The sequence below is a fragment of the Mesorhizobium alhagi CCNWXJ12-2 genome (assembly GCF_000236565.1).
GTDB classification, from domain to species: domain Bacteria; phylum Pseudomonadota; class Alphaproteobacteria; order Rhizobiales; family Rhizobiaceae; genus Allomesorhizobium; species Allomesorhizobium alhagi.
The window spans coordinates 1-18,793 of the sequence record NZ_AHAM01000074.1 but is presented as its reverse complement, the minus strand read 5'-3'; the positions used below and the strand labels follow the sequence as shown (position 1 = coordinate 18,793).

The following is an 18,793-nucleotide window of genomic DNA, read 5'->3' as shown; positions in this document are numbered from 1 at the left end:
TATTTCAGTTTCGGTAGGCTCGGCCAAGCGCCCCGCTTCCCGACTACGTCTCTCGGCGCGAGAGACGCGTTCTTTGACAATGGCCAGACGCGAGAGCGGGCGTGGCGATGATGAAGTGCGCCTCTCCCCTTCTCCCCTTGTGGGAGAAGGTGGATTGGCGCACAGCGCCAAGACGGATGAGGGGTGTTGGAAGGAATGAGGCGGAGATGATGGGACGTATACAATGCCGAAACGCGATCAATCATCGGCGTGGCGCTCCACGCAGCACCCTTCATCCGACCTCCCCTTCGACAAGCTCAGGGTCGGCCACCTTCTCCCACAAAGGGAGAAGGAAGAATCAGCACGCCCCGCGCTGCCACTATGCAAGGGCGGTCAAGCGATCTCACCCCGCGATCTTCAGCGCCTGCTCGATGTCCTCCAGCAGATCGTCGGCATCCTCCAGCCCGACCGAAAGGCGCAGCGTCCCTGGCCCGATTCCGAGTTCGGCGCGCGCCTCGTCAGAGAGGTTCTTGTGCGTAGTGGTCGCCGGATGCGTGATCAGGCTCTTGGAATCGCCGAGATTGTTGGAGATCAGCACCACGTCAAGCGCGTTCTGGAAGGCGAAGGCGGATTTCTTGCCGCCCTTCAGATCGAGGCAGATCAGCGTCGAGCCGCCGAGCATCTGCTTCCTGACGACATCGGCCTGCGGATGATCGCTGCGCCCGGGATAGATCACGCGCGCCAGCTCCGGCCGCTCGGCCAGGAAGTTGGCGATCCTGCCGGCGCTCTCCGTCTGCTGGCGCACGCGCACGGGCAACGTTTCCAGCCCCTTGAGCAGGTTCCACGCATTGAACGGCGACAGGCTAGGGCCGGTATGACGGAAATAATCGTGCAGGTTCTCGTCGATCCACTTCTTGTCGGAGAGAATGACCCCACCGAGGCACCGTCCCTGGCCGTCTATGTGCTTGGTCGCCGAATAGACGACGATATGCGCGCCGAGCGTCAGCGGCTTCTGCTGCAGCGGCGTGGCGAACACGTTGTCGACCACCAGCCGGCCGCCGATCGAATTGGCGAGCCTCGCCACAGCCTCGATGTCGATGACTTCGAGCGTCGGGTTGGTTGGGCTTTCGAGGAAGAAAAGCTTGGTGTTGGGGCGGACCGCCCGTTCCCAGTTCTCGATTTTCGTGCCGTCGACCAGCGTCGTCTCAATGCCGTATCTCGGCGCCAGCGTCTCGACCACCCACCGGCAAGAGCCGAACAGCGCACGCGCCGCCACGATATGGTCGCCAGCCTTGAGGGAGCACAGGATGGCAGCCGTCACGGCCGCCATGCCCGACGCCGTGGCGCGCGCATCCTCGGCGCCTTCCAGCGCGCACATGCGCTTCTCGAACATGTCGACGGTCGGGTTGGCGTAGCGCGAATAGATGAAGCCCGGCTCTTCGCCCTTGAAGCGCGCCTCGGCGGCCTCGGCCGTGTCATAGACATAGCCCTGCGTCAGGTAGATCGCCTCGGAGGTCTCGCCGAAGCCCGAGCGCTGCGTTCCCGAATGAACGAGCTGGGTTGCGGGCTTCCAGTTGCGCTTCTTTTCGATCGTCATTGCGCTGTCCCCAAAATACAAAAAACCGGCGGCGAAAATCGCAACCGGTCCATATGGCCTTGGCAGGCCCGACGGTCCTTTAGCGATTTATTTAACGTGGCTGCAAGCCGACCGGCCAAATCACCACGGGATAAATGTCCATTAGACCCACGGCCGGCTTGCGTCAATTGCCGGCTTCATTAAACCTCGCCGGACCAATTTTAGGAGCAGATGCGCTTGCGGCAGACGGGCATTCTTCCGGACCAGGACATTGCGGGACTGTTTCAGTCCGGCGCGCTGGCGTCCGCCAGGGAACTCGACGCCGACCAGATCCAGCCGGCGAGCCTCGACCTGCGGCTTGGCGAAAAAGCCTGGCGGGTGCGCGCCAGCTTTTTGCCGGGGCCGAACTGTCTCGTTTCGGAAAAGCTCGACCGCCTGAAGCTGCACGAGATCGACCTGACCAATGGTGCGGTGCTCGAAACCGGCTGCGTCTACATCGTGCCGCTGCTCGAAAGCCTGAACCTGCCGGCCGGTGTCTCGGCCTCGGCAAATCCGAAAAGCTCGACCGGCCGGCTCGATATATTCACCCGCGTCATGACCGATCGCGGCCAGGAATTCGACAAGATCCAGGCCGGCTATTCCGGGCCGCTCTATCTGGAGGTGAGCCCGCGCACCTTCCCGATCATCGCACGCACCGGCTCGCGGCTTTCGCAGATCCGCTTCCGCATAGGCAACGCGCTGCTCTCGGAGGCAGAACTTCACAAGCTGCACGCGAGCGAAACGCTGGTCGCATCGGAAATGCCTAACATTTCGGGCGGCGGCATAGCGCTGTCGATCGACCTCAGCGGCGACGCCGGCCGCCTGATCGGCTACCGCGGCAAGCACCACCCCAGCCTGGTCGACGTCGACAAGCGCGCCGCCCACGGCGTCTATGATTTCTGGGAGCCGCTCTACAATCGCGGCGGCGCGGGCGAACTCATCCTCGACCCGGATGAGTTCTACATTCTGGTGTCGCGCGAGGCGGTGCATGTGCCGCCGCTCTACGCCGCCGAGATGACCCCGTTCGACCCGCTGGTTGGCGAGTTCCGCGTCCACTATGCCGGCTTCTTCGATCCGGGCTTCGGCCATTCCGCAGCCGGCGGAACCGGCAGCCGCGCGGTGCTGGAAGTGCGCAGCCACGAAGTGCCGTTCATCCTCGAGCACGGCCAGATCGTAGGCCGCCTCGTCTACGAGCACATGCTGTCGCGGCCGAAGGCGCTCTACGGGACCGATCTCGGCTCGAACTACCAGGCGCAGGGCCTGAAGCTCTCGAAGCATTTCCGGCCGGCGGACTAAGCCTTTCCGCCGCTCAGGACCCGGTGCGGGTCGGCACCGGCAGCCGCTCGAAATACTCCTGATGCTCGCGCGCCACGCACGCCGCCCGCTCGGCGTCGCCGCTCGCGATCGCGTCGACGATCGGCTGGTGGCTGTCGGCGATCTCGACGAGGTCGAGGCCTTCGACCAGCATGGTGATGGTCGTGCGGGTCTCGATCTGCAGTGACTGCCAGATATTGAGCAGCAGCCGGTTGCCGGCCGCCTGCATGATCGCCCGGTGGAACTTCACCGAATGCTCGACCACGCCATGCGTGTCGGCCGCCAGCGCGGCCGCATGCATCATGTCGACTTCGTGCTGCAGCAGCGCAAGGTCGCAGCTCCGCTTCGCCGTCGCGGTCCTGGTCGCCTGCTCCTCGAGCGCGCCGCGCACGGCATAGATTTCGCGCAGCCCGTCGCCCATCACCTCGGCAACATAGGTGCCGCGCCGCGGCAGGTTGGTGACGAGGCCGGTCGCCTCGAGCTCTCGTAGCGCCTCGCGCACCGGCCCCTGGCTGGTCCCGAATTCCTGCGCAATGCGCAATTCCACCAGCCGCTCGCCGGGATGGTAATGGCCGCCCAGTATGCGCCGCAGCAGCGCTTCCTTGAGCCGCTGGCGCAAAGGTATGTTGACGAACGCCGCCTCATGCCCGTCGGGTTCGGCCGCGACGTTTGATCCGATCTTGCCCAGTTGGTTCATGCCCGCCGTCCGCCCATTCCGCCTTCAAGGCCGCCGATTCGCTGCCTGCCGCAATGCAGCACGTTATTTCCCGCCATTGCGGTTGACAAAGCAATTCTCGTTTATCGATAATGGATAATCAAGAGGCGGAAAGCCCATCATCGTCTGGGAGGACACCGATGTTGCAGACGGTAATCGTGCCGGGTTCGCTCGCCCTCGCACAGGAAGCACTGGCCAGGCATCCCGGCGCGGCGCTGATGGCCGGCGGCACGGTAGTGATGCCAGTCCTGAACTACGGCACGGACAGCTTCGACACGCTGGTAAGTCTCCGCAAGGCCGGTCTCTCCGGGATCTTCATCAGCGACGGCAAGGCCTCCATCGGCGCGGCCACCTCACTTAGCGAATTGCAGGAGCGTTCGGAGCTCGCCTTCCTCGCGCACGCGATTAACACGATCGCATCCCCGACCATCCGCAACATGGCCACGGTCGGCGGCAACCTTTTCGTCGAGCAACCCTATGGCGATCTTGCGGTCTGCCTCATTGCGCTCGGCGCCACCGCCGCCGTTGCGGACGGCGGCGCAGCGCGCTTCGAGCCTGTAGAAACCCTTGTCCGCCATGGCGTCGCGAAAGGCGAAATCGTCACCAAGATTTCCTTCACGCTGCCTGCACCGGGAACCTTCAAATTTACCAAGGCTACTCGCCGCGCCTTCAATTCCGCAGCCATCGTGACGGTCGCCGCCGTGATCGGGCTCGAAGACGGCAAGGTCGCCGAATGCCGCATCGCGCTCGGCGGCGTTGGCAGGCATCCAGTCCGGGCCAAGTCGGTGGAGGAAAAGTTGCTCGGGCAGACTTTTGACCGGGCTGGCGTCATGGCCGCGGCCGAAGTAGCCGGAGACGACATCGAGCCCTTCGACGACGCCTATGCCAGCGCGTGGTACCGCAGGCGGGTCACGCCGGTTCACATCAGGCGCGCGCTAGTCGGCGAATAGCCGCAATCGAAACAGAGCCACCGGGAGGGAGCCATGAAGCACGCAGTCGTATCGCTGACCGTCAACGGCGCAGAGCGGCAGATGCTGGTTGCGCCGGGCACCACGCTGCTCGATGCGCTGCGCGAAAACCAGGGGCTGACTGGCACGCGGCGTGGCTGTGAGCAGGGCGCGTGCGGCTCATGCACCGTGCTGCTCGACGGCCGGACCGTGATGTCCTGCATGGTGCCGGTCGAGACCATCGACGAGGCGCGGGTCGACACGATCGAGGGGCTGACGCCGCCACAGGGATTGCATCCGATCCAGGAGGCGTTCCTGGAAGGATTCGCCACTCAGTGCGGTTTCTGCACCTCCGGTATGATCATGGCCACCGCCGGCCTGCTGGCCAAAAATCCCGATCCGACGCGCGAAGATGCCGTCCGCGCCATCTCCGGCAATGTCTGCCGCTGCACCGGCTACGAGGCGATCATCGACGCCGTCCTCGATGCGGCGCGGCGAGTCAGCGCCGCCGGTTCCGCCCGGGCCGCCTGAGGAAACCGCCATGGAAAAAATCGACGCGAGTTTCTTTCCAGCCGAGCGCGAGGCCGAACTGGACGTGGTCGGCACCAGCGTCCAGCGCGCCGATGCCCGCGGCCACGTCACCGGCCGAACGCAGTTCTACGAGGATGTCAGCTTCCCCGGCATGCTGCACCTGAAGATGGTGCGCTCTACCAGGCACCACGCGCTGATCAGCAATCTAGATGTGGCGCCGGCGATGCAAGTGCCTGGCGTGGTGCGCGTGCTGACCCACAAGGACGTGCCGAACAACTGGTACACGATCCTGAAACTGATCGGCGTCGAGCCGGACGATGAGCCGGTGCTGCCGGAAGACCGTGTGCTGTTCATGGGCGAGCAGATCTGCGCGGTGCTTGCCGAGACGCCGCAGGCGGCGCTGGAAGGCGCACGCCGGGTGGTTGTCGACTACGAAGACCTGCCGGCGGTGTTCGATGTCGAGGAGGCGATGACCTCGACACCGTTCAAGAAGCAGGGCACGAACTATTTCGTCTATGAAGGCCACAATTGCCGGCGTATCCGCTTCGGCGACGTGGACAAGGCGTTCGCCGAGGCGGACCACATCATCGAGCACCGCTACGAATCCTCACCGATCGAGCATGCGCCGACCGAAACGAGCGGCTGCATCGCCAAGCCGGAAGGCAATGGCCGCGTCACCGTCTATTCGAACACGCAGGCGCTCTACTTCACACTCGACAACATGGCGCTGATCCTCGGAGTGCCCTTCAACAAGCTGCGGCTCGTCGGCGGCACCGTCGGCGGCGGTTTCGGCGGCAAGGTCGATGTCATGGTCGAGCCGATCGCGGCGCTGGGCGCGATGCTCACCAACCGCCCGGTCAAATATGCCTACAGCCGCGCCGAGGAGATGCAGGTGTCGTCGCCACGCGCCGCCGAACGCATCTACATCAAGGACGGCGTGATGAAGGACGGGCGCATCGTCGCCCGCAAGGTCACGCTCTATGTCGATGCAGGCGCCTATTGCCGCCACTCGACCTACGGCACCACCAAGGCCGCAGCGCACATGCCGGGGCCATACACGATCCCCAATGTCCATGTCGACGCCTACTGCGTCTACACCAACCGAACCCCGTCCTCGGCCATGCGCGGTTTTGGCGTCACCATCGGCGACTTCGCGCTGGAATCGCAGATGGACCAGGTCGCGCGTTTCCTCGGCATGGACCCGATGCAGCTCCGGCTCATCAACGCCTATCGCGACGGCGACATGAAGGCGCACCGCAAGAAGGTGGAAGGAGCGGCGCTCGTCGAGGTGATCCAGGCCGCCGCGAAGCAGACCGGGCATTCGCTGCCGCCGCAATTCGCATCGATGTCGTCGCTGAAGCAGGAGGCGGGACATGGCCAGGCTTAAGGGACGCGGCGTCGCTGCGGTGAACTATCCGACCGGCATGAATCTTGGCGGCGATCCGAGCCAGGCGCTGGTTCACGCCACCACGACCGGCAGCTTTGTCATTACACTGTCGAGCGTCGATCTCGGCCAGGGCATCAAGACGGTCGCGGCGCAGATCTGCGCCGAAACGCTCGGCGTGCCCTACGACACCGTTATGGTCGACACAGCCGATACCGACACCGGCCCCCACTGCATGGGCACCTTCGCATCGCGCGGCACCCATCGCATCGGCAATGCCGTCATCATGGCCGCGCGGGAAGCCCGTGAAGTGCTGATGAGCATCGCCGCGACCGAGCTCGAGGTCGACGCCGGCGACCTCGTCACAGACGGCAAGGGCCGCATCCATGTGAACGGCGCGCCAGACAAGGGAATCGCCGTGCTTGATGTCGCATTGGCCGCCCACTTCAAGCATGGCAAGACCATTTCCGGCCGCGGCATCTTCCTGAAGCCGAAGAGCGAGGTCGTTCCCGAAACCGGCGAGATGGACCCGGATTCCTGCCAGGCGCATGCCTGCACCGTGGCAGAGGTCGAGGTGGACGACGAGACCGGCGAAGTTGCCGTTGTCAAAATGACCAATGCCTACGAGATCGGCCGCGCCGTCAACCCGGCGCTGGCGCACCAGCAGATCGTCGGCGGGGCATGGATGGGCATCAGCCACGCCCTCTACGAGACCACCGAACCGTATTACCCGGACCGCTCGCATGGTCCACTCGACTTCTCCGAATACCTGATGCCCGGCCCTGGCGATCTGGCCGAAATGGATTCGGTGATCATCGAGCGGCCAGCCTCGAACGGCCCCTACGGCGCCAAGGGCATAGGCGAGATGACCGCCAACTCACCCATTCCGGCGATCGCCAATGCGATCTTCGACGCCTGCGGCGTGCGCGTCACCTCGACGCCGATCACGCCGGAAAAGATATTGCGCGGGCTCGACGCCTTGCGCGGCCAGACAAATTGAACCCCAGCGAAGGATGAAAAGATGATCAAGGTGATGGCCCTTATGAAGCGCAAGGACGGCATGAGCTTCGAGGATTTCAGGAAGTGGATCCTTGAGGACCACGTCGCCTTTGCGCGCAATCTGCCGGGCTTGAGGAAATACACCTCCAACGTGCTGCGCGCGGAAAATGCCGACGCCCCGTTCGACGGCGTGTCCGAAATGTACTTCGACGACGAAGCCGCCATGGCCGCGGCGTTCGGCACGGAAGTGGGCAAAGCCGCCGGCGGCGACGCCGCTGCCCACTGCTCCAACCGATTCCGGATGGTCTGCGACGAGAAGCAGCAGTTCTAGCGGACCAACGGCTTGCCCTCGCCCCTGACCCAGGACCAACTCGACGCAGAGCTTGCCGCCGCCGGCTATCTGGCCGACGAAACGCTGGTGACGGCGCTCTATCTCGCGCTGGAACTGGGCAAGCCGCTGCTTCTCGAAGGCGTGCCCGGTGTCGGCAAGACCGAGGTGGCGAAGACGCTCGCCACAATTCTCGGCCGCGAATGCCTCCGGCTGCAATGCTATGAGGGCATAGATTCGACCAAGGCGCTATACGACTGGGACCATGCCCGGCAGTTGCTGCATGTGCGGGTCGCGGAGCGCACTGGCACGGTAGAGACATCCGATCTCTATGCGGAAGAATTCCTGATCGAAATGCCGCTGCTCAAGGCGCTGCGCAACGCCTCGGCGACAGTTCTCTTGATCGACGAGATCGACCGCGCCGACGACGCATTCGAAGCCTTCCTGCTCGAATTCCTGTCGGACTTCCAGATCTCCATCCCCGAAATCGGGACCATTCGGGCCACGCAGCCTGTGGTAGCCATCCTGACCTCCAACCGGACCCGGGAACTGCACGATGCGTTGCGCCGCCGCTGTCTCTACCACTGGATCGACTATCCCGAGCGGGCGCGAGAGCGCGCCATCATCGAGCGCCACGCGCCAGGGGTAGCCGCGGAGGCGGCCGAAGTGCTGGTCGATGCGGTTGCGGGCATCAGGCGGCTGCCGCTGATCAAGCGGCCCGGCATTTCGGAAAGCATCGATTGGGCGCGCGCAGCGGAAGTGCTGCATCGCGACGGCGCCGCCTGGCCCGAAGCCTTGCAGCGTTCGCTCGGCCTGCTGGTCAAGGACCAGGAGGATTTCGCCGCTATCCAGAAGGCGGGCGTGTTGTGAGCGCGAACGCCACCCCGCGATCCCGGCCGGCGCTCATCGCGGCCGAAATGCTCGCGGGCTTTCCGGGGGTGCTGCGCGAGGCTGGGCTGGCGATCGAGCCCGGCCGGGCGGTGTGCTTTCTCCAGGCGGCGCGGATAGCTCCGCTGCGCCGCATATCCGACCTTGCCCGGATCGGCCGCATCACCCTCACCGGTTCGCCGGCGGATTTCCCGATCTACGATGCAGTGTTCGATGCCTGGTTCGGGCAGTCGCCCACGCTTGCGGCCGCGCCGGACGAAGAGGACGAAGCACCGAAACCGTCTGCCCCGCGCGGCGACCAATCTCGCGCTGATCCGCTGGAAGGTGACGCTGCCGGCAAGGCCGCGACCGATGATCTTGGGCGTGGGCGCAAGAATTTTGGACGCGTGAGCGATGCCGACGCGGAAATGCTGGTGCGCATAAGGCGCAAGATCGCCCGCCTGCCGCATATGCAAAGCCGCAAATGGACGCCGTCGCCGCGCGGTCCGCGGATCGATCTCGCCCGGACCTGCAGGGCAGCGCGCGCCACATTCGGCGAAACGCTGCGCATGACGCGGATGTCACGGCCTGAGCACCCGCGCAAGCTGCTGCTCCTGATAGACGTCTCGGGTTCGATGAAGGCACAGTCGGAAGCCTATCTGCGTTTCGCGCATTTGCTGATACGCGAGCGCCGGGTCGAGTGTTTCTGTTTCGGCACCAGCCTCAACAGGGTTACGGCTATGCTCAGGCATCGCGATCCGGAAGAGGCGCTCGCCCGGCTGGCCGGCATCGTGTTCGATTTCGATGGCGGAACCCGCATCGGCTCGTCGCTCGACGAATTCCTGTCGGTGTCGCGCTACGCAGCACTGGTCCGGGGGGCCGTGACGGTGATCCTGTCCGACGGGCTCGAACGCGGCGATCCGGCCGAGATGGTCCACGCGGTCGAACGCATGGCGCGGCTCAGCCATCGCCTCGTCTGGGCGACGCCGCTCGCTGCCGATCCACGATACCGGCCGCTGACGCGCGCCATGGCCGGAATCCTGCCGCATCTCGACGATCTTTGCGATGCGGGCAGTCTCGGCGCGCTGGACCGGCTTTTCGGGAGGCTGGATGCTGTCGAACACGGGCCGCGCGGCCAGGCGATGCGGCGGTTTTCCATTACGGGGATTGCGGCATGACCGGCATAGTCGATGCGCACCACCACATATGGCGGCAGGCCGACTTGCCCTGGCTGCAGGGGCCGATGGTTCCCCGCATTTTCGGTCCTTACGATGCCATCTGCCGGGACTATCCGATTGAGGAATTTCTGGCCGACATCGCCGGATCGGGTGTCGAAAAGTCCGTCTATGTGCAGACAAACTGGGCAAAGCCGCAGGCCGTCGACGAGGTGGCTTGGGTCCAGGCGATTGCGGACCGGCACGGTTGGCCGCACGGAATTGTCGGCTATGCCGACCTGCTGTCGGACGACGCAAGAGAGACCATGAAGCGCCAGTCGGCCTACCCGCTTATGCGCGGCATCCGCATGCAGCTTCACTGGCACGAAAACGAGATGTACCGCTTCGCCGCCACGCCGGATCTGATGAGCGACAGCCGGTTGCGCGAGAATATCCGCGTCCTCGCCGATCACGGCTGGTCGTTCGATCTCCAGGTCTTCACGTCGCAGATGGCGGATGCTGCAAGGCTCGCCGCCGACAATCGCGACATCATCTTCGTCCTACAGCATGCCGGCATGCTGGAGGACATATCGCCAAGCGGCCGTCAGGCCTGGCGCGAGGGCATGAAGCGGCTTGCCGGCGAAGAAAACGTCGTCAGCAAATTGTCCGGCCTTGGAACATTTATCCACCGCAACGATGCGGCTCATGTCGCCGACGTGATTGCCGAAACAATCGCCATTTTCGGGCCCGAACGCTGCTTGTTCGGCAGCAATTTTCCGATCGAGAAGCTCTGGACAAGCTATGCCGATCTTGTCGCGGCGTATCACGCCGCGCTCGCGCCGTATCCGGAAGAGGTGCAGAGAGCCGTCCTGCGCGACACTGCCATCAGAATTTACCGGCTCTGATCTGTAGCTTGGAACGATGGCGGGACTGGAGCGGGTAGCGGGAATCGAACCCGCGCGTTCAGCTTGGGAAGCTGACAGGCTGCCATTACATCATACCCGCGCAACCGCTCGAATATCACGGTCCCGTGCCGATCGGCAATCGCAAAGGTTGCCATTTTCCTTGAACGCATGGCCACGACTGCGTATGTCCCGCTGGCATTCAATCGCAGGAGAGTGATTTGTCCGGACTTACGCGCTTCCTCGGCGACAGCCCGCTGCGGGTATTCCTGAAACTCCTCGTCGTCTCTTTTCTCGTCGGCATCGTGATGAGCACCTTCGGCTGGTCGCCTTTCGACATCCTCGAAAGCATCCGGGATTTCTTCCTGCGCATGTGGTACATGGGCTTTGCGACCATTGACCGGTTCCTTGGCTATCTCCTGCTCGGCGCCGCGATCGTCGTTCCGGCCTTCATCCTGCTCCGGCTGTTCAGCTACCGCCGCTGAACTCGGCGGCGACCTCGAACAAAATGGCGTGACGGGCCGCAAGCGCGCCGATATCGCGCGAATAGCCGCCGCCGATGACGCCGCAGACCGGAATTCCGCGTTCCCTGAAATGCCCGATCGTCAGCCAGTCGCGGGCGCGCAGCCCGTAATCCGACAGGGCCAGCCGACCGAGGCGGTCGTCGGCGTGCGGATCGACGCCGGCATTATAGAAGACAATGTCCCACGCTGCCCGCCCGGAGATGTCCGTAAGAATATCCGTTAGCCGCCCCAGATAGGCGTCATCGCCCGTACCGTCCGGCAGAGCAACGTCGAGATCGGAAGCGATCTTGCGCACTGGATAATTGCGTTCGCCATGCATCGAAAAGGTGAATGCGCGCGGTTCGTTTTTCAGGATATCCGCCGTGCCGTCGCCCTGGTGTACGTCGAGGTCGACGATCAGCACATTCGCAGCCAGCCCTTCGGCGATCAGCACGAGGGCCGCGACCGCCACGTCGTTGAAGGTGCAGAAGCCCGCGCCGTGATCACGTCGGGCATGATGACTGCCGCCAGCGGTGTTGCAGGCGATCCCGTTCGCTAGCGCCAGCCGCGCCGCCAGGATGGTTCCGCCGGCCGCGAGTTGCGCGCGCCTCGACACACGCTCTCCGATCGGAAAACCGATCTCGCGCTCTATCTTTGGCGGAACCGCGCAGGCGATCACCTGATCGATATAGGTGGCGTCATGCGCGAGCTTCAGCCAGCCGGGTTCGGCAGGAGTAGGCTTGTGCAGGTTCGACGGAGTGGCGAGGCCGCGCGCGTCGAGTTGCTCCATCAGCGCGCTGTATTTGCCCATCGGAAACCTGTGGTCCGCAGCAAAACCGGCATCATATCCGGGGTGATGGACAATCGGGAGCGTGGCCACTTCTACAGCTGGGCCTTCACTAGCTTCTTCGGCGCTACCGATTTCCAGGCGAATGCCATGGCGTGGCGGACGGTCTCCGCATCAGCCTGTTCGAGTATGATCCGCGTCCAGCCTTTCAGGCCCCACGAGCCCTTGATCGGCACGAAAATGCCGCGTCCGGTTTCCATGAGAAGCTGCTGCTCGTCGGGCGAAAGCTTCAGCACAGCCCGGCCGTCACTTTCGCGCAGCGTCGCAAAAATCTTCTTTCCCACGCGGAAATCCGCCGTATCGAAATGGCTGCCTTCGGTCGCTTGCGGAAAGCTCAGCGCCAGCGCTCGAAACTCGTCCGCCGTCATGCGGGTCCTCCGAACGTCCGCCACGCCAGGACAATCCTCGATAAGGCGGTGTAGAAGGTCAAGGCCGCGAAGGCGTATGCCAGCGGCGGGAACCAGGCAGGAAACAGGCAGAAGGCGACAAAGATGGCAATGGTTTCGCTGGCTTCGGCCAAGCCGGTCGTGAAGAAGAGCGATTTCGCACCGCGTGCATCGGTCGACAGCTTTCGCCTCTCGGCCATGATCGCATAAGCGAGAAAACTCGACCCGTTGACGTAGAAGGAAAATACCAGCACCGCGCCTGCGATCGCATTCGCCTCCGGATCTGCCAATACGAAGCCGACGGGAATGGCGCCGTAGAAGACGAAATCGAGTACGATGTCGAGATAACCGCCGAGATCGGTCCGGCCGTTGACTTTCGCCACCGCGCCGTCAAGCCCGTCGCCGAGCCGGCTGACGAGGAGCAGCACGAGACCGAGCCAGAATTGGCCGAACGCGATCGCGGCGGCCGCCGCCAACCCTGTGAAGCAAGCGATAAGCGTGACGGCGTTGGCCGAAATGCCAGTTTTGGCAAGCCGCCCACCGAAACCGTCGAGCGGCGGATCGAGGCGCCTGCGCGCCCAACCATCGAGCATTTCTTGCCTTTCGAGCTTGTCGCAACATCTGCAGTAAACGAAAAATCCCGCCAGGCGGAAATCACAATCCAGTTTGCTCCGGCCGAATAAGGTTGACCTGCCGGCCCGGCCGGCAGATTCTTGCGTTGAAGGAGTGCGTGGAATGTACAAGGCCGTCACGCGCGACATCGAGGTGAATGTCGAGCCCTTCTACCTCGAGGACCAATTCGACCCCTCGCAGAACCGTTATGTCTGGGCCTACAGAGTGACTATCGTCAATCGGTCCGACGAATTCGTGCAGCTCCTGTCGCGCTACTGGCGCATTACGGACGGCGCCGGCCGGGTCGAGGAGGTGCGCGGCCCCGGCGTGGTCGGCGAACAGCCGGAGCTCAATCCCGGCGACAGCTACCAGTATCAGTCCGGTTGCCCGCTTTCGACGCCATCCGGCATCATGGTCGGCCGCTATACGATGCGAAACCGCCGGGGCGAAATGTTCGAGGTCGAGATCCCGGCGTTCTCGCTGGACCTGCCGGGCAAGCGGCGGGTGAATTGACGGGATGGTTGGGCGGAACCCCTTCCCCGCAATAAGGGAAGGGATTCGCCGGCCTCAGGCCGACCTGGCTTCCGCCGAAAACTCGGCGGGCTTGAACTCGTAGGCCTTCGAGCAGAACTCGCAATTGACCCGAATGACGCCGTCCTCGGTGCTTTCCTCGATCTCCTCGGCGGAAAATCCTTCGAGGATGCCGCGGATCTTTGTGCGCGAGCACGAGCACTCGTCCTCGACATGGGTTCCCTCGAAGACGCGCACACCGTGCTCGTTGAACAGCCGGTAGAGCAGCCTTTCCGAGCCGACCGACGGGTCGAGAAGCTCGTTGTGCTCGACTGTCGCCACGAGCGCCAGCAGTTCGCGCCAGGAATCGTCGGCGACTTCATGCGGCGGCTGGCCGGGGTCGCCATCGCCGCCATGCAAGTCGGGCATGCGCAGGCGTTCTTGCGCCTTGGGCAAGAACTGCGCGAGCAGGCCGCCGGCGCGCCAATGCTCCCGGCTGCCGCCGGCGGCGGGCAGCACGAGCTTGCCGACCGAAAGCCTGATGTCGGTCGGGATCTGCTCCGATTGGCGGAAATAGGTCTTGGCCGCCTCCTCGAGCGTCTCGCCGTCGAGAGCGACAATGCCCTGGTAGCGCTTCATGTCGGCGCCCTGGTCGATGGTGAGCGCCAATATGCCGTTGCCGAGAAGCTTTTCCGGCGCAGCCTCGCCCGCCTCGACGGCCGCAGCGAGTTTGTCGGAATCGAAGCGCGCATAGGCGCGCAGCGATTTCGGCGTCGAGAAGTCGGCCACCAGCATGTCGACGGGACCGTCGGTGCGGGTTTGCAGGATGAACTTGCCCTCGAACTTCAGCGATGTGCCGAGCAGCACCGCCACCAGGGTTGCCTCGGCCAGGAGCCTGGCGACCGGATCGGGATAGTCGTGGCGGGCGAGAATCTGGTCGAGCAGCGGCCCAAGCTGGACCATGCGCCCTCGCACATCGAGCGCGCTGACCTCGAACGGCACGACATCGTCGTCGCCGGCAAAGCCGAATTCACCAAGCTTGCGTTCCTTGTCGGTCACCGGGCCAAATCCTTCATGGCTTGTCCGGGACGCGCACGAATTGCGCCCGGCGAAAAGCCGTCTTCAAACAAAAGAGAGTGTGATCCGACGCAGATAGGCGCTCGGGCCGCCTGCTTCAAGCGCCCAGGCACCACGCGAGCACCGCCTTCTGGGCGTGCAGCCGGTTCTCGGCCTCGTCGAATACCACCGAATGCGGACCGTCGATGACCTCGTCGGTGACCTCCTCGCCGCGATGCGCGGGCAGGCAGTGCATGAAAAGCGCGTCGGGCTTGGCGTGCTTCATCAGGGCGGCGTTGACCTGGTAGGGAAGAAAAACATTGTGGCCGCGGGCGCGGTGTTCCTGGCCCATCGAGACCCAGCAGTCGGTGACGACGCAGTCGGCGCCGTCGGCTGCCTCCTCGGCCGACCTGGTGAAGCTCACGGAGCCGCCATTGTTCCTCGCCCAGTCGACATATTTCTGTTCGGGCGCGGAGCCTTCCGGTACGCCGACCTTCAGGTTGAAGCTGAAGCGGGCCGAGGCTTCGAGCAGCGAATGAAGCACGTTGTTGCCGTCGCCGACCCAAGCGAAGGTTTTGCCGGCCACGCTGCCGCGATGTTCCTCGAAGGTCATGATGTCGGCCATGAGCTGGCAGGGATGCGTGTCGTCGGTGAGGCCGTTTATCACCGGCACGCCGGCGTTTTCGGTCAGCTCCAGCAGGCGTTCATGCGAAGTAGTGCGGATCATGATCGCATCGACATAACGCGACAGCACCTTGGCCGTGTCGGCGATGGTCTCGGAGCGGCCGAGCTGCATCTCGGTCCCGGTCAACATGATGGTCTCGCCACCGAGCTGGCGCATGCCGACATCGAAGGAGACGCGCGTTCTGGTCGAAGGCTTGTCGAAGATCATCGCCAGCACCTTGCCCTCCAGCGGGCGCGAGCGTTCGCCGGCCTTTAGGCGCGCCTTGCGGCGGGCGGCGTCGTCGAGCATGCCGCGCAATTCCGCTGCCGGAACGGCGGAAAGATCGGTGAAATGGCGAATGGCGCTGGTCATGTCGAAACTCCCGGCGATCAGGTCGCGGCGTTGGCAGCGGCTGGCGCAAGGCTCTTGGCGCCGGCTCGGATGCGGGCAAGCGCCTCGCGGATTTCCGCGTCGGTCACGGTCAGCGGCGGCAGCAGGCGCAGGACGTTTTCGCCCGCCGGGACCGAAAGCAGCTTCTGATCGCGCAGCGCGGCCGCGACCTTGGCGTTGGGCGCTTTGCACTTCAGGCCCAGCAACAGGCCCGTGCCCCGCGTGCCCTCGATGATTTCGGGAAATTCGTCAGCGATTGCCGCGAGCCCCTGCTTCATCAGCAGGCCCTTGCGGCTGATGTCATCGAGGAAACCTTCCTCCAGCACGACATCGAGCACGGCATTGCCGACCGCCATCGCCAGCGGATTGCCGCCGAATGTGGTGCCGTGCACACCGGGCGTCATGCCGGCCGCCGCCTCGTCGGTCGCAAGACACGCGCCCATCGGGAAGCCGCCGCCTATGCCCTTGGCGATCGCCATCAGGTCGGGCGCGACGCCCGCCCATTCATGGGCGAAAAGCTTGCCGGTGCGGCCGACGCCGCACTGCACTTCGTCGAAGATCAGCAGCAGGCCGTGTTCGTCGCAGAGCTCGCGCAGACGCCTCAGGGACTGCGCGGGGAAATCGCGGACGCCGCCCTCGCCCTGCACCGGCTCGAGCAGGATGGCTGCCGTTTCGTGGGTGATAGCCCGTTCGGCGGCGTCGATATCGTCGAACGCCACCTGGTCGAAGCCCTCGACCTTGGGGCCGTAGCCTTCGAGATATTTCTGCTGGCCGCCGGCGGCGATCGTGGCCAGCGTGCGGCCGTGGAAGGCGCCCTCGAACGTGATGGTGCGGAAGCGCTCGGGGCGGCCGTTGACATAGTGATAGCGGCGCGCCGTCTTGATCGCGCATTCCAGCGCCTCGGCGCCCGAATTGGTGAAGAATACCTTGTCGGCGAAGCTGTTGGCGACCAGCCTTTCGGCAAGTCGTGTCTGGCCCGGAATCTGGTAGAGATTGGAGGTGTGCCAGAGCTTGCCGGCCTGCTCGGTGAGAGCAGCGACGAGCTTCGGATGGCCGTGGCCAAGCGAGTTGACGGCGATACCGCCGGCGAAATCGAGATAGCGCTGGCCGTCCTCGGTGATCAGCCAGCTTCCCTCGCCCCGGTCGAACGCCAGGGGTGCACGGGCGAAAGTCTCGAAAAGCGCCGAACCGCTCATTATATGCGTCTCCGGTACCGGAAAAATCAAAAAAGCCGCCAAAGCGGCGGCCACGTCGGCATATTGGATTTTTCGGCCGTGAAGTCAACGGAAACGTCAGCTTGAGGCGCGAAGGCAAATGGTCGGCTTTGCGCGGGCAAGTTGGGGAAAACCGAAAAATCCGATTCGTGTTGCATTCCGGACTCTTGTCACGGAGTCACTGGATAGAGTAGTTTGTAGTCAAGAAATAACTAGATTTCGTGCGGCGGCATAATCAACCGAATAGATGTGGTGTCGAACCCGGCAACGCCGGGACGGGAATGGATTCTGACTCCCCGCACGCTGATCAGGAGCATGATCTTATGAACTGGACCGACGAGCGCGTTGAAACCCTCCGCAAACTGTGGGCCGAAGGCCTCAGCGCAAGCCAGATTGCGGCGCAGTTGGGCGGGGTGAGCCGCAACGCCGTGATCGGCAAGGTTCACCGCCTGAAACTGTCGAGCCGCGGCCGCGCGACGGCTGCCCCGGCGCGCCAGAAGAAGGCGCAGGGAACCGGCGGCGCCAAGAGCGTGACCCGGTCTGCGACCGTGACGCGCACCGCCACCACCTCGATTGGCGCGACTGCATTGCAGCAGCAGTTCGATGCCGAACCGGTGGCGAGGCAGTATCTGCGCCCGGTGGAGAATGTGGTGGTGCCGATCTCGCGGCGACTGCAGCTCGTCCAGCTCAACGAGCGGACCTGCAAATGGCCCAACGGCGATCCGCTGTCGGAGGACTTCCATTTCTGCGGAAACGACTCCGCCGAGACCGGACCCTATTGCACCTATCATGCCAAGATCGCGTTCCAGCCTGCTTCCGAGCGGCGCAGGAGCAGGTAGAGGCTGCCCATTCGAGATCGGGCAGGCGGCTACTCGCCCGCCGCCTTAGCTATCGTTACCCGGTGGCTCTTGTCTTCCTTCGGCCGATCGGCCGGCATTTGCTCGCCGGTGACGATGTAATAGATGGCTTCGGCGATATTGGTGGCGTGGTCGCCGATGCGCTCGATGTTTTTGGCGCAAAAAAGGAGATGCGTGCAGGGTGTGATGTTGCGCGGATCCTCCATCATGTAGGTCAGAAGCTCGCGGAACAGCGACGTGTACATGGCGTCGATCTGGTCGTCGCGGTCGCGCATGAAGGCGATGCGCTCGACCGAGCGCGACGCGTAGACGTCGAGCACTTCCTTGAGTTGCGTCAGCGCAAGTTCGGCGAGCGCCTGGAGGCCGCGGAAAAGGCTGACCGGATGGCGGCCCTCGGCGACCGCCACGACGCGCTTGGCGACGTTCTTGCCCAAATCGCCGACACGTTCCAGATCCGCCGAGATGCGGATCGCGCCGATGATCTCGCGCAGGTCGCCGGCGACCGGCTGGCGCTTCGCGATGATCAGGATCGCCTTGTCGTCGATCTCGCGCTGGCCTTCATCGAGCACGGCGTCGTCGCCGATGACCTTCTGCGCCAAAGCGATGTCCGAACTGACCAAGGCCGCTATCGACTGATCGACCATGCGTTCGGCATGGCCACCCATGGCCGCGATCTTGCGGGTGAGGAATTTGAGCTCCTCGTCATAAGCGCTGACGATGTGATGCGACTGCATGGCCGGTACCTGCTTTCCGCCGGGCGGAATCGCCGCCCTGAATCCTGATCGATACGCTAGCCGGATGACGAAAAAAAGAAACTGCCATCAGTCAGGCCAGGCGGAGCGGACCAAGTGACTCCGGCAAAGCCCGTCAGGGTCTTCAGCCGGCCGGCAGATGCACCGTAAAGGCTGCGCCCTCCCCCACCTTCGATTTGATCGACAGGCGGCCATTGTGGCGGGTCAGAATGTGCTTGACGATGGAAAGGCCGAGACCGGTGCCTTTCTGCGCGCGGCTGGTCTCAA

General features: G+C 64.0%; 22 protein-coding genes, 1 tRNA gene and 1 riboswitch. Of the genes, 12 read left to right on the top strand and 11 right to left on the bottom strand.

The genetic code is table 11. The annotated features are described in order from the left end of the window. Positions 1-382 precede the first annotated feature (382 nt). Entirely contained in the window at positions 383-1,576 is a 1,194-nt protein-coding gene (locus MAXJ12_RS10330) for an O-succinylhomoserine sulfhydrylase (RefSeq protein ID WP_008835781.1), read from the bottom strand. 59 nt (positions 1,577-1,635) lie between these two features. Then, positions 1,636-1,713, bottom strand: a riboswitch (SAM riboswitch). Between the two features lie 73 nt (positions 1,714-1,786). On the opposite strand from MAXJ12_RS10330, the gene MAXJ12_RS10325 reads away from it, so the two are divergent. Next, positions 1,787-2,890 (top strand): 2'-deoxycytidine 5'-triphosphate deaminase, encoded by a 1,104-nt coding sequence (locus MAXJ12_RS10325; RefSeq protein WP_008835780.1) that lies wholly within the window; start codon positions 1,787-1,789, stop codon positions 2,888-2,890. A gap of 13 nt (positions 2,891-2,903) precedes the next feature. Here MAXJ12_RS10325 and MAXJ12_RS10320 read toward each other — a convergent pair whose 3' ends face one another. Then, on the bottom strand, positions 2,904-3,605 hold the full coding sequence (locus MAXJ12_RS10320; RefSeq protein WP_008835779.1) for a GntR family transcriptional regulator: 702 nt from the start codon (positions 3,603-3,605) through the stop codon (positions 2,904-2,906). Between the two features lie 158 nt (positions 3,606-3,763). Between MAXJ12_RS10320 and MAXJ12_RS10315 the strand changes: the two genes are divergently transcribed. The 8 genes from MAXJ12_RS10315 to MAXJ12_RS10280 are packed head-to-tail and all read left to right on the top strand — an operon-like array spanning position 3,764 to position 10,738. Then, entirely contained in the window at positions 3,764-4,573 is an 810-nt protein-coding gene (locus MAXJ12_RS10315; RefSeq protein ID WP_008835778.1) for an FAD binding domain-containing protein, read from the top strand. Positions 4,574-4,606: 33 nt separating this feature from the next. Beyond that, positions 4,607-5,101, top strand: a complete 495-nt coding sequence (locus MAXJ12_RS10310) for a (2Fe-2S)-binding protein (RefSeq protein ID WP_008835777.1) — start codon at positions 4,607-4,609, stop codon at positions 5,099-5,101. 10 nt (positions 5,102-5,111) lie between these two features. After that, positions 5,112-6,488 (top strand): xanthine dehydrogenase family protein molybdopterin-binding subunit, encoded by a 1,377-nt coding sequence (locus MAXJ12_RS39605; RefSeq protein WP_040585691.1) that lies wholly within the window; start codon positions 5,112-5,114, stop codon positions 6,486-6,488. Beyond that, positions 6,475-7,485: a xanthine dehydrogenase family protein molybdopterin-binding subunit gene (locus tag MAXJ12_RS39600; RefSeq protein ID WP_008835775.1), complete on the top strand. Its 1,011-nt coding sequence runs from the start codon at positions 6,475-6,477 to the stop codon at positions 7,483-7,485. The genes MAXJ12_RS39605 and MAXJ12_RS39600 overlap by 14 nt, the downstream gene beginning before the upstream one ends. Before the next feature lie 21 nt (positions 7,486-7,506). Next, on the top strand, positions 7,507-7,815 hold the full coding sequence (locus tag MAXJ12_RS10295; RefSeq protein ID WP_008835774.1) for an EthD family reductase: 309 nt from the start codon (positions 7,507-7,509) through the stop codon (positions 7,813-7,815). A 12-nt stretch (positions 7,816-7,827) separates the two neighbouring features. Next, positions 7,828-8,682, top strand: a complete 855-nt coding sequence (locus MAXJ12_RS10290) for an AAA family ATPase (protein ID WP_008835773.1) — start codon at positions 7,828-7,830, stop codon at positions 8,680-8,682. Further along, positions 8,679-9,857 carry a vWA domain-containing protein gene (locus MAXJ12_RS10285; RefSeq protein ID WP_008835772.1) on the top strand — a complete coding sequence of 393 codons (1,179 nt, stop codon included), beginning with the start codon at positions 8,679-8,681 and terminating at the stop codon, positions 9,855-9,857. Before MAXJ12_RS10290 ends, MAXJ12_RS10285 begins: the two co-directional genes overlap by 4 nt. Then, positions 9,854-10,738, top strand: coding sequence for an amidohydrolase family protein (locus MAXJ12_RS10280; RefSeq protein WP_008835771.1), 885 nt, complete (start codon positions 9,854-9,856; stop codon positions 10,736-10,738). Before MAXJ12_RS10285 ends, MAXJ12_RS10280 begins: the two co-directional genes overlap by 4 nt. Positions 10,739-10,764: 26 nt before the next feature. Here MAXJ12_RS10280 and MAXJ12_RS10275 read toward each other — a convergent pair. After that, positions 10,765-10,838, bottom strand: a tRNA-Gly gene (locus MAXJ12_RS10275). Between the two features lie 118 nt (positions 10,839-10,956). Between MAXJ12_RS10275 and MAXJ12_RS10270 the strand changes: the two genes are divergently transcribed. Then, positions 10,957-11,220, top strand: coding sequence for a DUF6460 domain-containing protein (locus MAXJ12_RS10270; RefSeq protein ID WP_008835770.1), 264 nt, complete (start codon positions 10,957-10,959; stop codon positions 11,218-11,220). Here the strand turns inward: MAXJ12_RS10270 and MAXJ12_RS10265 are convergent. The 3 genes from MAXJ12_RS10265 to MAXJ12_RS10255 form a co-directional block, all read right to left on the bottom strand. Further along, positions 11,204-12,049, bottom strand: coding sequence for a histone deacetylase family protein (locus MAXJ12_RS10265; RefSeq protein ID WP_008835769.1), 846 nt, complete (start codon positions 12,047-12,049; stop codon positions 11,204-11,206). The two genes, MAXJ12_RS10270 and MAXJ12_RS10265, sit on opposite strands and share 17 nt — an antisense overlap. A gap of 71 nt (positions 12,050-12,120) precedes the next feature. Beyond that, positions 12,121-12,453 (bottom strand): MmcQ/YjbR family DNA-binding protein, encoded by a 333-nt coding sequence (locus MAXJ12_RS10260; RefSeq protein ID WP_008835768.1) that lies wholly within the window; start codon positions 12,451-12,453, stop codon positions 12,121-12,123. Beyond that, positions 12,450-13,064, bottom strand: coding sequence for a CDP-alcohol phosphatidyltransferase family protein (locus MAXJ12_RS10255; RefSeq protein ID WP_008835767.1), 615 nt, complete (start codon positions 13,062-13,064; stop codon positions 12,450-12,452). Before MAXJ12_RS10255 ends, MAXJ12_RS10260 begins: the two co-directional genes overlap by 4 nt. 142 nt (positions 13,065-13,206) lie before the next feature. Between MAXJ12_RS10255 and apaG the strand changes: the two genes are divergently transcribed. Further along, a complete protein-coding gene (gene apaG / locus MAXJ12_RS10250) occupies positions 13,207-13,596 on the top strand; it encodes a Co2+/Mg2+ efflux protein ApaG (RefSeq protein WP_008835766.1) in 390 nt (129 codons plus the stop codon). Between the two features lie 54 nt (positions 13,597-13,650). Here the strand turns inward: apaG and MAXJ12_RS10245 are convergent, their stop codons facing one another. From MAXJ12_RS10245 to MAXJ12_RS10235, 3 genes are all read right to left on the bottom strand, one after another. After that, complete coding sequence (locus tag MAXJ12_RS10245) at positions 13,651-14,652, bottom strand: Hsp33 family molecular chaperone (RefSeq protein WP_008835765.1); 1,002 nt, start codon at positions 14,650-14,652, stop codon at positions 13,651-13,653. Between the two features lie 115 nt (positions 14,653-14,767). Then, positions 14,768-15,685: an ornithine carbamoyltransferase gene (gene argF / locus MAXJ12_RS10240; RefSeq protein WP_008835764.1), complete on the bottom strand. Its 918-nt coding sequence runs from the start codon at positions 15,683-15,685 to the stop codon at positions 14,768-14,770. Between the two features lie 17 nt (positions 15,686-15,702). Further along, the gene (locus MAXJ12_RS10235; RefSeq protein WP_040585685.1) at positions 15,703-16,899 is read right to left on the bottom strand and encodes an aspartate aminotransferase family protein; all 1,197 of its coding nucleotides are present in this window, start codon (positions 16,897-16,899) and stop codon (positions 15,703-15,705) included. A gap of 341 nt (positions 16,900-17,240) precedes the next feature. Between MAXJ12_RS10235 and MAXJ12_RS10230 the strand changes: the two genes are divergently transcribed. Continuing rightward, entirely contained in the window at positions 17,241-17,756 is a 516-nt protein-coding gene (locus MAXJ12_RS10230) for a GcrA family cell cycle regulator (RefSeq protein ID WP_008835762.1), read from the top strand. A 29-nt stretch (positions 17,757-17,785) separates the two neighbouring features. Here the strand turns inward: MAXJ12_RS10230 and phoU are convergent, their stop codons facing one another. Together phoU and MAXJ12_RS35105 are read right to left on the bottom strand one after the other, a co-directional pair. Beyond that, the gene (gene phoU / locus MAXJ12_RS10225) at positions 17,786-18,508 is read right to left on the bottom strand and encodes a phosphate signaling complex protein PhoU (RefSeq protein WP_008835761.1); all 723 of its coding nucleotides are present in this window, start codon (positions 18,506-18,508) and stop codon (positions 17,786-17,788) included. 142 nt (positions 18,509-18,650) lie between these two features. Then, positions 18,651-18,793, bottom strand: a 143-nt coding sequence (locus tag MAXJ12_RS35105; protein ID WP_008835760.1) for an ATP-binding protein, incomplete at its 5' end; no start/stop codon positions are given.

Bases quoted from the DNA above. Each gene is read 5' to 3' on its own strand.
- MAXJ12_RS10260 (WP_008835768.1), bottom strand. From the start codon at position 12,453: ATGACGGCGGACGAGTTTCGAGCGCTGGCGCTGAGCTTTCCGCAAGCG.
- MAXJ12_RS10310 (WP_008835777.1), top strand. From the start codon at position 4,607: ATGAAGCACGCAGTCGTATCGCTGACCGTCAACGGCGCAGAGCGGCAG.
- argF (WP_008835764.1), bottom strand. From the start codon at position 15,685: ATGACCAGCGCCATTCGCCATTTCACCGATCTTTCCGCCGTTCCGGCA.
- MAXJ12_RS10330 (WP_008835781.1), bottom strand. From the start codon at position 1,576: ATGACGATCGAAAAGAAGCGCAACTGGAAGCCCGCAACCCAGCTCGTT.
- MAXJ12_RS10265 (WP_008835769.1), bottom strand. From the start codon at position 12,049: ATGGGCAAATACAGCGCGCTGATGGAGCAACTCGACGCGCGCGGCCTC.
- MAXJ12_RS10295 (WP_008835774.1), top strand. From the start codon at position 7,507: ATGATCAAGGTGATGGCCCTTATGAAGCGCAAGGACGGCATGAGCTTC.
- MAXJ12_RS10325 (WP_008835780.1), top strand. From the start codon at position 1,787: ATGCGCTTGCGGCAGACGGGCATTCTTCCGGACCAGGACATTGCGGGA.
- MAXJ12_RS10315 (WP_008835778.1), top strand. From the start codon at position 3,764: ATGTTGCAGACGGTAATCGTGCCGGGTTCGCTCGCCCTCGCACAGGAA.
- apaG (WP_008835766.1), top strand. From the start codon at position 13,207: ATGTACAAGGCCGTCACGCGCGACATCGAGGTGAATGTCGAGCCCTTC.
- MAXJ12_RS39600 (WP_008835775.1), top strand. From the start codon at position 6,475: ATGGCCAGGCTTAAGGGACGCGGCGTCGCTGCGGTGAACTATCCGACC.
- phoU (WP_008835761.1), bottom strand. From the start codon at position 18,508: ATGCAGTCGCATCACATCGTCAGCGCTTATGACGAGGAGCTCAAATTC.
- MAXJ12_RS10235 (WP_040585685.1), bottom strand. From the start codon at position 16,899: ATGAGCGGTTCGGCGCTTTTCGAGACTTTCGCCCGTGCACCCCTGGCG.
- MAXJ12_RS10320 (WP_008835779.1), bottom strand. From the start codon at position 3,605: ATGAACCAACTGGGCAAGATCGGATCAAACGTCGCGGCCGAACCCGAC.
- MAXJ12_RS10280 (WP_008835771.1), top strand. From the start codon at position 9,854: ATGACCGGCATAGTCGATGCGCACCACCACATATGGCGGCAGGCCGAC.
- MAXJ12_RS39605 (WP_040585691.1), top strand. From the start codon at position 5,112: ATGGAAAAAATCGACGCGAGTTTCTTTCCAGCCGAGCGCGAGGCCGAA.
- MAXJ12_RS10255 (WP_008835767.1), bottom strand. From the start codon at position 13,064: ATGCTCGATGGTTGGGCGCGCAGGCGCCTCGATCCGCCGCTCGACGGT.
- MAXJ12_RS10230 (WP_008835762.1), top strand. From the start codon at position 17,241: ATGAACTGGACCGACGAGCGCGTTGAAACCCTCCGCAAACTGTGGGCC.